The organism is Micromonospora echinospora, from assembly GCF_014203425.1.
In the GTDB taxonomy this organism is placed as follows: domain Bacteria; phylum Actinomycetota; class Actinomycetes; order Mycobacteriales; family Micromonosporaceae; genus Micromonospora; species Micromonospora echinospora_A.
Genome location: NZ_JACHJC010000001.1, coordinates 1,963,965 through 1,976,974, shown reverse-complemented (window position 1 = coordinate 1,976,974; position 13,010 = coordinate 1,963,965). Strand labels below are relative to the sequence as shown.

Sequence of the window (13,010 nt, the reverse complement as noted above, 5' to 3'; positions counted from 1 at the left end):
ACTGCGGCCCGCGGCCGGACGCCGGGGAGAGCGTCGGGTCGCGGGCCGCACGTGGGAGGGTTCAGGCGGTCTCGGTGATCGGCCGGTCGACCCAGCTCATCATGCCGCGCAGCTTCTGCCCGGTCTCCTCGATCGGGTGCGCCGCGCCCTCGGCCCGCCACTTGGCGAAGTTCGGCCGGCCCGCCTCGTCCTCGGCCACCCACTCGCGGGCGAACTCGCCGGACTGGATCTCGCCGAGGATCTTGCGCATCTCCTCCTTGACCCGGGAGTCGATCACGCGCGGGCCACGGGACAGGTCGCCGTACTCGGCGGTGTCGGAGATGCTGTAGCGCATCCGGGCGATGCCGCCCTCGTACATCAGGTCGACGATGAGCTTCAGCTCGTGCAGGCACTCGAAGTAGGCCACCTCGGGCGCGTAGCCGGCCTCGGTGAGCACCTCGAAACCGGTCTGCACCAGCGCCGCCGCGCCGCCGCAGAGCACCGCCTGCTCGCCGAACAGGTCGGTCTCGGTCTCCTCGGTGAACGTGGTCCGGATAACGCCGGCCCGGGTGCCGCCGATCGCCTTCGCGTAGGCCAGGGCCAGCCCGAGCGCGTTGCCGCTGGGGTCCTGCTCGACGGCCACCAGGCAGGGCACACCCTTGCCGTCTACGTACTGGCGGCGGACCAGGTGGCCGGGGCCCTTCGGGGCGACCATCGCCACGTCCACGTCGGCCGGGGGCTTGATCAGGCCGTACCGGATGTTGAAGCCGTGCCCGAAGAACAGCGCCTTGCCGGCGGTCAGGTTCGGCGCGATGGCCTCGGCGTAGAGGCCACGCTGGGCGGTGTCCGGCGCCAGGATCATGATCACGTCGGCCTCGGCCGCCGCCTCGGCGGGCGTCAGCACCCGCAGCCCCTGCTCCTCGGCCTTCGGCCGGCTCTTCGACCCGGCGGGCAGGCCGATCACCACGTCGACGCCCGAGTCGCGCAGCGACAGCGCGTGCGCGTGGCCCTGGCTGCCGTACCCGATCACGGCGACCTTGCGGCCCTGGATCAGGCCCAGGTCGGCGTCGTCGTCGTAGAACACCTCAACGCTCATTGACTTCCCTTTCGTACGGCGGAGCCCATCGGCCCGTCGAAAAAACTTGTGGGTACGGATCAGGCGGCGCGCAGGGCCGGGCCGGCGGTGATGGCCCGGGAACCCCGCCCGATGGCCACCGTGCCGGACTGGACCATCTCCTTGATGCCGAACGGCTCCAGGTCACGCAGCAGCGCGTCGAGCTTGTCCGGCGTGCCGGTGGCCTCGACGGTGAGCGTGTCCGGCGCGACGTCGACCACCCGGGCACGGAACAGGCCGACCGTCTCCAGCACCTGGGCGCGGGCCGTGCGGTCCGCTCGGACCTTGACCAGCAGCAGCTCCCGCGCCACCGACACCTGCGGGTCCAGCTCCACGATCTTGAGTACGTTGACCAGCTTGTTGAGCTGCTTGGTCACCTGCTCCAGCGGCGAGGACTCGGCGTTGACCACGATGGTGATGCGGGAGACGTCCGGGTTCTCGGTCTCGCCGACGGCGAGGCTGTCGATGTTGAACCCGCGCCGGGAGAACAGCCCGGAGACCCGGGCGAGGACACCCGGCTTGTTCTCCACGAGCACGGACAGCGTGTGCATGGTCATTGCTGAGCCTTCCTCGTCATGCCCTCATGGCCCTCGCTGCGCTCGGTGCATTCGGTCATGACTACAACTCGTCCTCGTCGAAGGCGGGACGCACGCCCCGCGCGAACATGATCTCGTCGTTGCTGGTGCCGGCGGCGACCATCGGCCAGACCATCGCGTCCTTGCCGACCACGAAGTCGATGACCACCGGCGCGTCGTTGATCGCCATGGCCGCCTCGATGGTCTTGTCCACGTCGGCGGCGTTCTCGCAGCGCAGCCCGACGCAGCCGAGCGCCTCGGCGAGCTTGACGAAGTCCGGGATGCGGTGCTTGTGCGTGCCCAGCTCGGTGTTGGAGTAGCGCTCCCCGTAGAACAGGGTCTGCCACTGCCGCACCATGCCCAGGTTGCCGTTGTTGATCACAGCGACCTTGACCGGGATGCCCTCCAGCGCGCAGGTGGCCAGCTCCTGGTTGGTCATCTGGAAGCAGCCGTCGCCGTCGACCGCCCACACCGTGGTGTCCGGCTTGCCGACCTTGGCCCCCATCGCGGCCGGGACGGCGTAGCCCATGGTGCCCAGGCCGCCGGAGTTGAGCCAGGTGTGCGGCTTCTCGTACGAGATGAACTGGCTGGCCCACATCTGGTGCTGGCCGACGCCCGCCACGTAGATCGCGTCCGGGCCGGCGATCTCGCCCAGCCGCTTGATCACGTACTGCGGGGAGAGCGTGCCGTCGGCCGGCTCCTCGAAGCCGAGCGGGTACCGCTCGCGCAGGTCGTCGAGCTGCGCCCACCAGTCGGTCAGGTCGACCGACTGGTGCGCGGCCTGCTCGGCGGTGACAGCCGCGATCAGCTCGTCGATGACGTGCCGCGCGTCGCCCACGATCGGGACGTCGGCGTGCCGGTTCTTGCCGATCTCGGCCGGGTCGATGTCGGCGTGGACCACTGTCGCGTCCGGCGCGAACGAGTCCAGCCTGCCGGTCACCCGGTCGTCGAAGCGGGCGCCCAGCGCCACGATCAGGTCGGCCTTCTGCAGGCCGTAGACCGCGGACACGGTGCCGTGCATGCCCGGCATGCCCAGGTGCTGGCGGTGCGAGTCGGGGAACGCGCCCAGCGCCATCAGCGTGGTGACCACCGGGATGCCGGTCTGCTCGGCCAGCTTCCGCAGCCCCTCGGTGGCGCCGGCCTTGAGCACGCCACCGCCGACGTAGAGGATCGGTCGGCGGGCGCCGGTCATCAGCCGGGCCGCCTCGCGGATCTGCTTGCCGTGCGGGTGCAGCGTGGGCCGGTAGCCGGGCAGGTCGAGCGCGGGCGGCCAGGAGAAGGTCGCGGGCGCCTGCAGGACGTCCTTCGGGATGTCGACCAGCACCGGGCCGGGCCGGCCGGTAGCGGCCAGGTGGAACGCCTCGGCCAGCACCCGCGGGATCTCGTCGGCCGTCTGCACCAGGAAGTTGTGCTTGGTGATCGGCAGCGTGATGCCCTGGATGTCCGCCTCCTGGAAGGCGTCGGTCCCGATCGACGGCCGGGCCACCTGGCCGGTGATCGCCACTATCGGCACCGAGTCCATGTAGGCGTCGGCGATCGGGGTCACCAGGTTCGTCGCGCCCGGGCCGGAGGTGGCGATGCAGACGCCGACCCGGCCGGTGGCCTGCGCGTAACCGGTGGCCGCGTGCCCCGCGCCCTGCTCGTGGCGGACCAGGATGTGCCGGACCGTCGAGTCGTAGAGCGGGTCGTACGCGGGCAGGATCGCACCGCCCGGAATGCCGAAGACCACGTCGACGCCGAGCGCCTCCAGCGACCGCACGAGCGAACCGGCGCCCGAGACCTGCGCGGTGGCGGGCTCCCGTACGGGCGTCTCGGTGGTGGCGGCCGCCGGGGCGGCACGGCCGGGGCGGGCGGCGGAGTCGGAGTCACCGGCCGCGCCGGTGCCGGAACGGGCACGGCGGGCGGAGTGGGCGAGGGTCTCTGGCGTGGGTCTCGTCATGGCGGTTCAAGCCTTCGGAAGTGAGTGGGTGACGCTTCTCAGGATGGGACGCGGAGGTCCCGCGATGGGTCCGACGGCAACAAAAAAGCCCACGTGCAGGATGCACGGGGCCAGCGCACTCTCGGTGGGAGAGTGCGCTCAGGTAAGTACTCGCGGCGACCGGTTCGACGACATGCGGCTAAGCCTGACGCATCTCACGCGATGAGTCAACTGATCCCACATTTTGGTTCACGGACGTGGGCGTTTCGGTACCCGCCATGCCCTCCACCCCCGGCGCCACCTGCGAAGATCCCTCCATCGGAGGACGCTGGGCGGGCACCGCGGCGGGCGGGTTGTTACGTAACCGGGGCAGCAACGGGGAAGGGCTGCGCGCTGGCGGGACCGGTGGCGCCTGGGGCATCGCGGTGTGCCGGTTCCCGGGCGCGGTCGCCGCCTCCAGCATGGCCTCCAGGTGCTCTGCCGGTACGCCCCAGCCGAACAGCGCCCCCTGACCGAACCGGCAGCCGGCGGCCACCACCGCGGCCAGCTCGGTCGGGTTGGTCACACCCTCGGCGATCACCTCCAGGCCGAGCTGGTGCCCCAGGCGCATGACGATGTCGACCATCGGGGCGAACGCCGGACCGTCCCGCCCGACCGGCCGGACCGGCTCGTGCTCGGCGACCAGACTGTGGTCGATCTTGAGAATGTCGATCGGCAGCCGCCGGAGCTGGCCGAGCGAGGAGTAGCCGGCGCCGAAGTCGTCGAGCGCGATCCGGACGCCGGTCAGCCGCAGCGCGGTGAGCCGCCGGATCAGCTCGTCCACGTCGGTGGCGACCGCGTGCTCGGTCACCTCCAGCACCAGCCGCTGCGGCGGCACGTGGTGCGCGCGCAGCGCTTCGGCGACCTGGAGCACGTACTCGGGCGCGTGCAGCTCGCGCGGTGAGACGTTCACCGACACCCACACGTCGTGCCCGTCGGCGAGCCAGCGGGAGAGCTGGTAGCAGGCCTGGTGCAGCACCCACGCGCCGAGCTTGGCGATCATCCCGCACTCCTCGGCGAGCGGGATGAACTCGTCCGGCCGGACGTTGCCCAGCTCCGGGTGACGCCAGCGCAGCAGCGCCTCCGCGCCGACCGGCCGCACCGACGGCAGCGAGGCCACCGGCTGGAAGACCAGCCGCAGCTCGTCGCGCTCAATCGCGCCGCGCAGCTCGTGCTCCAGCCGGGTACGCCGGCTCAGCAACTGGTCGTAGGTCGCGTCGTAGCGCTCGATCCGGTTCTTGCCCCGCTGCTTGGCGTAGCGCAGGGCCAGGTCGGCGTTGCGCAGCAGCAGCTCCACGTCCGCCTCGCCGTGCCCGGCCGCCACCCCGATGCTCACCGACAGGAAGACCGGTCCGTCCCCCTGCTCGTACGGGCGGCCGAGCACCCCGAGCAGCCGGTCGGCCACCGGGCCCGGATCGGCCGACCCGTGCATCAGCACCGCGAACTCGTCACCGCCGAGCCGGGCCGCGAGGTCACCGGGCCGCAGATTGCCCCGCAGCCGCCGCCCCACCTCGATCAGCACCGCGTCGCCGACGTCGTGGCCCCGCATGTCGTTGACGTTCTTGAACCCGTCCAGGTCGAGCCCGAGCAGGACGCAGGGCACACCCCCGTCGGCGCAGCGGTGCAGCGCCCGCAGCAGCCCGCGCCGGTTCGCCAGCCCGGTGAGCGGGTCGGTGTGCGCCAGCTCACGGAAGTGCGCCTCCCGCTCGGCCAGCCGGCCCGCGTAGCCGCGTACGTCGTTGAGCGCCAGGTACTGCCGGGTGACCAGGGCGAAGCCCTCGACGGTGCCGGCCACGATGGCGTACCCGTCGAACCCGCCGCCCTGCACCAGGTGGTACATCGCGGAGGCGGCGATGGCGAACATCGGCACGAAGGCGTACTCGCCGTCGCGGCGGATGAGATCGACGTCGAGCTGCATCTGGTCGGCGCGGCGGCCGGCCACAGCGATGGCGAGCAGGCCGGCGGCGGTCAGCGCGGCGCCGGTCAGCGCCAGGCCGGGACCGGCCTGGCAGAGCCCGGCCGAGACGCCCAGCCCGCCCGCGGTGACCGCTGTCGCGCCGACGCCGAGCAGGGTCAGCCACCCGCGTGGCGGCGCGACCCGCAGCACCAGGATCACTGTGAGCCCGGTGGTCAGCGCCGCGATGATCGTGGCCAGCAGGATCGGCAGGCAGGCGGTCGGTGTGGCGTCACCGAGGAGCCGGGTCGGCTCGCTGAACGCCACCCAGCCGGCGAACCAGAGCGCGCTGCCCATGATCAGGCCGTCGAGCAGCAGCCGGGCGGTGGTGGCGCGGGTCGCGGCGGCGCCGGGCAGCCGGAGCACCGCGGCGCCGAGACCGAGCCCGGCGAGCGTGGTGCCCACCGCGACCAGGATCGCCCAGCCGGTCCGCTGGCCCTGCCGGTGCGCCCAGTGGTCCCCGGCCGCGAGCAGGCCGCCGAGACCGACCAGCAGGCTGAGCAGGGCCGCCCCGGCGGCGACGGCCAGCAGCAGGTGGGCTTGCCGGCGAGGGCCGGTGCGACGCCGCGCGGACGCGGCGAGCAGCACCGTGGCGGCGGCCGCGGCGATCCCGCTCAGCGCCGCGACGGTGACCATCCCCGGGGACGACTGCACGCGTCAACTGTGCCGGATGAGCGCCCTCCGTGGGGCACCGGGTGTGCAACTGTTGGGACACAGGGTGCGCGGCGGGGGCGCGCCGCGTGGATGGTGTCAGACTGGGTGTCATGCCTGAGCTGCGGTCGAGGACCTCCACCCACGGTCGGACGATGGCCGGCGCCCGGGCCCTCTGGCGGGCCACCGGGATGACCGACGACGACTTCGGCAAGCCGATCGTCGCCATCGCGAACAGTTTCACCCAGTTCGTACCCGGCCATGTCCACCTCAAGGACCTCGGCGGCCTGGTCGCCGACGCGGTGGCCGAGGCCGGCGGCGTGGGGCGGGAGTTCAACACCATCGCCGTGGACGACGGCATCGCCATGGGCCACGGCGGCATGCTCTACTCCCTGCCCAGCCGGGAGCTGATCGCCGACGCGGTGGAGTACATGGTCAACGCGCACTGCGCGGACGCCCTGGTCTGCATCTCCAACTGCGACAAGATCACCCCAGGCATGCTGCTCGCCGCGCTGCGGCTCAACATCCCCACCGTCTTCGTCTCCGGCGGCCCGATGGAGGCCGGCAAGACGGTGGCGATCGAGGGTGTCGTCCACTCCAAGATCGACCTGATCGACGCCATGATCGCCTCCTCGAACGAGGCGGTCACCGACGACCAGCTCGGCGAGATCGAGCGCTCCGCGTGCCCGACCTGCGGCTCCTGCTCCGGCATGTTCACCGCCAACTCGATGAACTGCCTCACCGAGGCGATCGGCCTGGCGCTGCCCGGCAACGGCTCGACGCTCGCCACCCACGCCGCGCGCCGGTCGCTGTTCGTCGAGGCCGGGCGCACCATCGTGGAGATCGCCAAGCAGTGGTACGAGAAGGACGACGCCTCGGTGCTGCCGCGCTCGATCGCCGGCCGGGAGGCGTTCGAGAACGCGATCGCCCTCGACGTGGCCATGGGCGGCTCGACGAACACCGTGCTGCACCTGCTCGCCGCCGCCCGCGAGGCGGAGCTGGACTTCGGCGTGGGCGACATCGACGAGATCTCCCGCCGGGTGCCGTGCCTGGCCAAGGTCGCCCCGAACTCGCCGAACTACCACATGGAAGACGTGCACCGGGCCGGCGGCATCCCGGCCATCCTCGGCGAGCTGGACCGCGCCGGGCTGCTGCACCGCGACGTGCGCGCGGTGCACTCCCCCAACCTCGACGAGTGGCTGGCCGACTGGGACGTGCGCAGCGGCTCGGCCACGCCGGCGGCGATCGAGCTGTTCCACGCCGCCCCGGGCGGGGTGCGCACCACCGAGCCGTTCTCCACCGCCAACCGCTGGTCGTCGCTGGACACCGACGCGGCCGGCGGCTGCATCCGCGACCGGGAGCACGCGTACAGCGCGGACGGCGGGCTGGCCATCCTGCACGGCAACCTCGCGCCGGCCGGCTGCGTGGTGAAGACCGCCGGTGTGCCCGAGGAGTGCCTGACGTTCCGCGGCCCGGCCAAGGTCTACGAGTCGCAGGACGACGCGGTGACCGCGATCCTCGCCAAGGAGATCGTCGCCGGAGACGTGGTGGTGATCCGGTACGAGGGCCCGAAGGGCGGCCCCGGCATGCAGGAGATGCTCTACCCGACCTCGTTCCTCAAGGGCCGTGGGCTGGGCCGCTCCTGCGCGCTGCTCACCGACGGCCGGTTCTCCGGCGGCACCTCCGGCCTGTCCATCGGGCACGTCTCCCCGGAGGCGGCCTCCGGCGGGCTGATCGCGCTGGTCCGCGACGGCGACGAGATCGTCATCGACATCCCGGGCCGGTCGATCGAGCTGAACGTCCCCGCCGACGAGCTGGAGGCGCGCCGGGTGGCCGAGGAGAAGCGGGACCGCCCGTACACCCCTGTCGACCGGCAGCGTCCGGTGTCGGCGGCGCTGCGCGCGTACGCCTCGATGGCGACCTCGGCCAGCGACGGCGCCTACCGACGCGTCCCCGAGTGACGTAAGGAAGGGCCCCCTTTTAACGCCTCCGGTAGAGGAGGGGGCCCTTCTTAACGCCCGCGCGCCGGTAACGTCCGGCGGCGTGGAGACGACGGTGAGCTACGCGCGACTGGTCCGCCCGGCGATCGACCGGGTCTACGTGGGCGCCCGCTGGGCAGCGCGCGCCCGGATGGAGGCGTTCTACGCCGAGCGGGGCTGCACACTCGGCGCGGAGAACAGCTTCTTCTCCGGCGTACTGGCCCGGCCGATGCCCGCCGAAGCGCTGGCCGACGGCCTGATCTACACCTCCGGCAGCATGGACGAGGAGCTGGCGCAGGGCATCGTCGTCAGGGACGGCGAGGGCGCCTGGCACCTCACCGACCTGGGCCGGGAACTGACGCTGTTCGCGCAGCGGGCCACCGGCGAGGCCGCCGAGGAACTGTGGGCCATGCTGCCCGGGGTGCTGCCCGGCCTGGGCATCGTGCCCCGGCTCGCCGACCTGGTCGGCCGGGTGCTGGCGTACGCGCAGGCCACCGGCGGGCCGGTGTTCCGGGCGATGTCCCCGCCGTACGAGCCGGAGGACACCTCCCCGGCGCTGCTGCTCGTCACCCGGCTGGGCTCGCTGCGGCACCACCGCGCAGATGCCCACCGGGCCGCGTGGCGGGCCGCCGGGCTGACGGCCGACGAGATCCGCGCGCTGCCGGACGGTCCGCAGCGCGCGTCGATCGAGGCGGACACCGACCGCCGCGACGAGCCCGCGTACGCGGTGCTCACCGAGGCCGAGCGGTGGGAACTGCTGGCCGGCCTCGCCGCCCTGCCCAACTAGTGCTCGCCCGCAGAGCCGTTGGGTGGAACGCCATGGGTGTCTCCGGTCCCGTTTGACACCCGTGGCGTTCCACTCGCCGCGAGGGCGCGCTGCACGACGGCAGGTCAGGGCCGGATGGGGTCCTCCTCGGCCGGCGCGGTGCCGTCTATGGGCAGGCCGAACTCGGCCGGTGAGTTCTCGTCGGTTCCGTCCAGGTCCGCGTGCGGCTCGTCCGGGGTGACGTCGTCGGGGTCGGCGCCTCCGGCGTGCAGTTCGGACAGCTCAACCGGATCAGTCATGCCGCCCTGGTACCCGCCCGGCGCCGCCCGAACCCGCCGGCCCGGCGGGACGTCCGCAGCGGCGGGCCCCGCCCGGCGCCGGGCGGTCAGGGCCGGATGTTCTCCAGATCGTCGAGCAGGCTCGGCCGGTCGGGTCCGGCCGAACGCCCGGCGGGTGTGCGTCAGCGGCGAACACCGAGCCGAGCGGGCCGTACCGGGGCGGGTCAGGGGTGCGGCAGGTGTCGTTCGAGGCCGTCGAAGAGCAGGTCGAGTGTGAACTCGAACTCGGTCTGGCTGTCGCACCACCCGAGCGTCGGATCGGCCGCGTCGTGCGTCTCGGCGGCCACCATCGCGGCCAGGTGCGGCAGCCGTTCGGCCAGCGCCATCATCTCCGCTTCCGCGGCTGCGTCGTCGGCTGCCCCGCCCGCGTCCGGGCGGAACACCTCCTGCGCGAAGCCGAGCGCCATGCTGCCGAACGCGTGCAGCGCCCGGTGGGCGATCCGGTACGAGAAGCCGCCCTCGACGAGGGTGGCGAGGATGCCGTCGTAGTAGGCGTACACCCCGGCGGGGACGGTCGGGCGGGAGCTGAGCAGCGCGGGTGCCCACGGGTGCCGCAGCATGACCGCGCGCGCGGCGAGGAAGCGCAGCCGCAGCCGGGTTCGCCAGTCGCCGCCGGGCGCGTCCGCCTCGGCAAGCTCGGCGGCTGCGGTGATCTCCGTGGCGACCGCGTCCACGAGGCCGTCGAGCAGTCCGGCCTTGCCGGGTAGGTGGTGGTAGAGCGACATGGCTTCGACGCCGAGTTCGGCGGCGAGCCGGCGCATCGTGAGCGCCGCCATCCCTTCGGCGTCGACAAGGGCGATCGCGCTGGCCAGGGCCCGCTCGCGGCTCAGCGGCTCCCGAGGTTTCCTCGCTCCCATCCGGCTCCCCATCTCCCTTGACCTTACAACGTATGGTTGGCCTTACGACGTAAGGCAACCCCCAGCCACGGCACGTCGATCACCCTCAAGGAGCCGCCATGCACCAGCTGATCCGTACCGCCCGCGTGACCGGGCTGTTCTACCTCGGGCTCGCCGTCACCGGCGCGCTGGGGTTCCTCACCGTCCGCCCGATGATCTTCGACGCGGACGACGCGGGCGCGACGCTCGCCAACCTGGTTGCCCACGAGTCGCTGGCCCGCCTCGGCATCGCCCTCGAACTGCTCGTCGTCCTCACCCAGGCGCTCACCGCCGTCTGGTTCCACCGCCTGTTCCGGACTGTCGACAGCACCGCCGCGGGCAGCATCGCCGCCTTCGGGCTCGTCAACGCGGTCGCGATCCTCGGCAGCGCGGCCGTGCTCGCGACGGCCCTGGGGGTGGCGACCGGCGGGCCGGGCGACGCCGACACCGTCCAGCTTCTCTACCTGGTCAGCGGGAACCTGTGGGAGGTGGGCGGGCTCTTCTTCGGCCTGTGGCTGGTGCCGATGGGCTGGTGCGTGCTCCGGTCGGGCTGGCTGCCCCGCCCTCTCGGCTGGGTTCTCGTCGCCGGTGGCGTCGGCTACGTGCTCATGACGTTCGTCGCGTACCTCGCCCCCGGCGCCGGCATCGCCGGTGACCTGCTGGTGGTACCCGCCACCGTGGGCGAGGTGTGGATCCTCGGCTACCTGATCGCCTTCGGCGTGCGGAAGCAGGAGGAGGTGGACGCCGAGGTGACGAAAGCCTAGGCAGGGCTCGCGGCGAGGGCGACACCCCGGGCGTACCGGATGGCGGCCGGGGTGTCCGCGAACACCAGGCCCTCGCGGCGCAGCTCCTCGGCGACGCCGAGCGTGCTGAGCACCTGGTCGTGGCCCGGGGTGATGCCGGAGATCAGCACCGTGATCCCCCGGCCGCGCAGCCGGGCGATGGCGTCGCCGAGCACCTGGGCGCCGGTGGCGTCGATGGTGGAGACGCGGGACATCCGCAGGATCACCACCCGCACGTCGGCCACCTCGGCCAGCTCCAGCAGGAAGGTGTGCGCGGCGGCGAAGAACAGCGGCCCGTCGAGCCGGTACGCCACGATGTGCTCGGCGAGCAGCTCGTGCTCCTCGGCGCTGTGCTCGCCGGTGTCCAGCGGCACCTGTTCCAGCCTGGCGCTGCGGGCCACCGCGCGCAGCGCCAGCACGACCGCGACGGCGAGCCCGACTACCACAGCCGTCACCAGGTCCCAGATCACAGTGACGGCGAACGTCAGCACCAGCACCACCGCGTCGGCCCGGGTGGCCCGCATCAGCGCCAGCAGGGAGGCGGCCTCCACCATCCGGACGGTGGTGGCGAGCAGCACGCCGGCCAGGGCGGCCAGCGGGATTCGGCCGACGAGCGGGGCGGCGGCGAGCACGATCGCGGCGAGGGCGACCGCGTGGGTGAGCGCGGCGAGCTTCGAGGACGCCCCGGCGCGGACGTTGACCGCCGTACGGGCGATGGCGGCGGTCGCCGGGATGCCGCCGAACACCGGGGAGGCGAGGTTGGCCAGGCCCTGGCCGAACAGTTCCCGGTCCGGGTCGTGCCGCTCACCCACCGTCATGCCGTCCGCCACAGTGGCGGACAGCAGACTCTCCAGCGCGGCGAGCGCGGCCACGGCCAGGGCGCTCGGCAGCAGTACGCCCAGCGCGCCGAAGTCGAGGAAGGCCAGCGACGGCGCGGGCAGCCCTTGCGGCAGCTCGCCGATCCGGGCCAGGTCGATCGGGGCCAGCTCGGCGAGGATCGTGGCGGCGGCCACCCCGACCAGGGAGAACGGCACGGCGGGCCGCCACCGGGCGCCGAGCAGCATCAGCGCCGCCACGCCGAGCGCCACAGCGATCGCGGCGGGCCGGGGATGCGCGGCGAACCGGGCGACCGCGTCGGCGGCCACCGCCCACACCTTCTCGCCGTGCGCCCCGGCGACGCCGAGCGCGGCCGGCACCTGTTGCAGCGCGATGACGACGGCGATGCCGGCGGTGAAGCCCTCGATCACCGGAGTCGGCAGGTAGCGGACGTACCGGCCGAGGCGGGCCAGGGCGAGCGCGATCAGGATCAGCCCGGCCAGCGCGCCGACCATCAGCACGCCACCGGCGCCGAACTGCTGCACCACCGGCACCAGCACGACGGTCATGGCCCCGGTGGGGCCGGAGACCTGGAGGTTGGAGCCGCCGAAGATCGCCGCGACGGCCCCGGCGACCACTGCGGTGACCAGGCCGGCCTGCGCGCCGAGCCCGGAGGTGACGCCGAAGGCAAGCGCCAGGGGCAGCGCCACCACGGCGACGGTGAGGCCGGCGAGCAGGTCGCGCCGGGGCGAGCGGCGCACTGCCGCCCAGTCGGCCCGGCCGGGCAGCAGCCCGCCGAACAGCCGGCCAGCCTGCCGCACGACCTCGGCGGCGCGAAGGCGACCGGCCGCCGCCGTGCTCACCGGTCCGCCCCGGAGGCCCGCAGCTCGTCCAGCAGGGCGTCCCGGTCGGTGAGGACCGCGCCGAGGATGCGCCGCCCGGCGGCGAGCAGGTCGGCCACGTCGGGGGTGCTGAGCGCGTACATGACCAGGGGGCCGTCCCGGTAGGAGGTGACCATGCCGGCGCGGCGCAGCACGGCGAGCTGCTGGGAGAGGTTCGACGCCTCCACGTCGATGGCGGCGAGGAGGTCGCGTACCGGCTTCGGCCCGTCCTGGAGCAGTTCGAGCACCCGGATGCGGACCGGGTGCCCGAGGGTCCGGAACAGCTCCGCCTTCGCCTGGTACAGCGGCACCGACATGATTCAACCCCCCGACGACTCTGAAG

The 13,010-nt window shown here is 73.0% G+C and carries 11 protein-coding genes; 3 read left to right on the top strand and 8 right to left on the bottom strand.

The window, feature by feature from the left end:
• Window positions 1-61: 61 nt before the first annotated feature.
• The 4 genes from ilvC to FHU28_RS09425 form a co-directional block, all read right to left on the bottom strand.
• Window positions 62-1,075, bottom strand: coding sequence for a ketol-acid reductoisomerase (gene ilvC, locus FHU28_RS09440; protein ID WP_073830438.1), 1,014 nt, complete (start codon window positions 1,073-1,075; stop codon window positions 62-64).
• A gap of 59 nt (window positions 1,076-1,134) precedes the next feature.
• Entirely contained in the window at window positions 1,135-1,650 is a 516-nt protein-coding gene (gene ilvN, locus FHU28_RS09435) for an acetolactate synthase small subunit (protein WP_030500879.1), read from the bottom strand.
• A 61-nt stretch (window positions 1,651-1,711) separates the two neighbouring features.
• Window positions 1,712-3,607, bottom strand: a complete 1,896-nt coding sequence (locus tag FHU28_RS09430) for an acetolactate synthase large subunit (protein WP_184682883.1) — start codon at window positions 3,605-3,607, stop codon at window positions 1,712-1,714.
• Between the two features lie 178 nt (window positions 3,608-3,785).
• Window positions 3,786-6,233, bottom strand: coding sequence for a putative bifunctional diguanylate cyclase/phosphodiesterase (locus FHU28_RS09425; RefSeq protein ID WP_184682881.1), 2,448 nt, complete (start codon window positions 6,231-6,233; stop codon window positions 3,786-3,788).
• A 110-nt stretch (window positions 6,234-6,343) separates the two neighbouring features.
• Between FHU28_RS09425 and ilvD the strand changes: the two genes are divergently transcribed.
• A complete protein-coding gene (gene ilvD / locus FHU28_RS09420) occupies window positions 6,344-8,191 on the top strand; it encodes a dihydroxy-acid dehydratase (RefSeq protein WP_184682879.1) in 1,848 nt (615 codons plus the stop codon).
• An 82-nt stretch (window positions 8,192-8,273) separates the two neighbouring features.
• Window positions 8,274-8,996, top strand: coding sequence for a hypothetical protein (locus FHU28_RS09415; RefSeq protein WP_311773554.1), 723 nt, complete (start codon window positions 8,274-8,276; stop codon window positions 8,994-8,996).
• 104 nt (window positions 8,997-9,100) lie between these two features.
• On the opposite strand, the gene FHU28_RS09410 is transcribed toward FHU28_RS09415, so the two are convergent.
• Window positions 9,101-9,274: a hypothetical protein gene (locus FHU28_RS09410; protein WP_184682876.1), complete on the bottom strand. Its 174-nt coding sequence runs from the start codon at window positions 9,272-9,274 to the stop codon at window positions 9,101-9,103.
• Window positions 9,275-9,477: 203 nt separating this feature from the next.
• Entirely contained in the window at window positions 9,478-10,182 is a 705-nt protein-coding gene (locus FHU28_RS09405; RefSeq protein ID WP_184682874.1) for a TetR/AcrR family transcriptional regulator C-terminal domain-containing protein, read from the bottom strand.
• 86 nt (window positions 10,183-10,268) lie between these two features.
• Between FHU28_RS09405 and FHU28_RS09400 the strand changes: the two genes are divergently transcribed.
• Entirely contained in the window at window positions 10,269-10,952 is a 684-nt protein-coding gene (locus tag FHU28_RS09400; RefSeq protein WP_184682873.1) for a DUF4386 domain-containing protein, read from the top strand.
• Here FHU28_RS09400 and FHU28_RS09395 read toward each other — a convergent pair.
• Window positions 10,949-12,649: a SulP family inorganic anion transporter gene (locus FHU28_RS09395; protein ID WP_376700704.1), complete on the bottom strand. Its 1,701-nt coding sequence runs from the start codon at window positions 12,647-12,649 to the stop codon at window positions 10,949-10,951. The genes FHU28_RS09400 and FHU28_RS09395 overlap by 4 nt on opposite strands.
• On the bottom strand, window positions 12,646-12,984 hold the full coding sequence (locus FHU28_RS09390) for an ArsR/SmtB family transcription factor (RefSeq protein ID WP_184682872.1): 339 nt from the start codon (window positions 12,982-12,984) through the stop codon (window positions 12,646-12,648). The genes FHU28_RS09395 and FHU28_RS09390 overlap by 4 nt, the downstream gene beginning before the upstream one ends.
• Window positions 12,985-13,010 lie beyond the last annotated feature (26 nt).

What these genes read in the sequence shown, in the direction of transcription:
- FHU28_RS09410 (WP_184682876.1), bottom strand. Translation starts at nt 9,274, where the DNA reads ATGACTGATCCGGTTGAGCTGTCCGAACTGCACGCCGGAGGCGCCGAC.
- FHU28_RS09390 (WP_184682872.1), bottom strand. Translation starts at nt 12,984, where the DNA reads ATGTCGGTGCCGCTGTACCAGGCGAAGGCGGAGCTGTTCCGGACCCTC.
- ilvC (WP_073830438.1), bottom strand. Translation starts at nt 1,075, where the DNA reads ATGAGCGTTGAGGTGTTCTACGACGACGACGCCGACCTGGGCCTGATC.
- FHU28_RS09430 (WP_184682883.1), bottom strand. Translation starts at nt 3,607, where the DNA reads ATGACGAGACCCACGCCAGAGACCCTCGCCCACTCCGCCCGCCGTGCC.
- FHU28_RS09400 (WP_184682873.1), top strand. Translation starts at nt 10,269, where the DNA reads ATGCACCAGCTGATCCGTACCGCCCGCGTGACCGGGCTGTTCTACCTC.
- ilvD (WP_184682879.1), top strand. Translation starts at nt 6,344, where the DNA reads ATGCCTGAGCTGCGGTCGAGGACCTCCACCCACGGTCGGACGATGGCC.
- FHU28_RS09405 (WP_184682874.1), bottom strand. Translation starts at nt 10,182, where the DNA reads ATGGGGAGCCGGATGGGAGCGAGGAAACCTCGGGAGCCGCTGAGCCGC.
- ilvN (WP_030500879.1), bottom strand. Translation starts at nt 1,650, where the DNA reads ATGACCATGCACACGCTGTCCGTGCTCGTGGAGAACAAGCCGGGTGTC.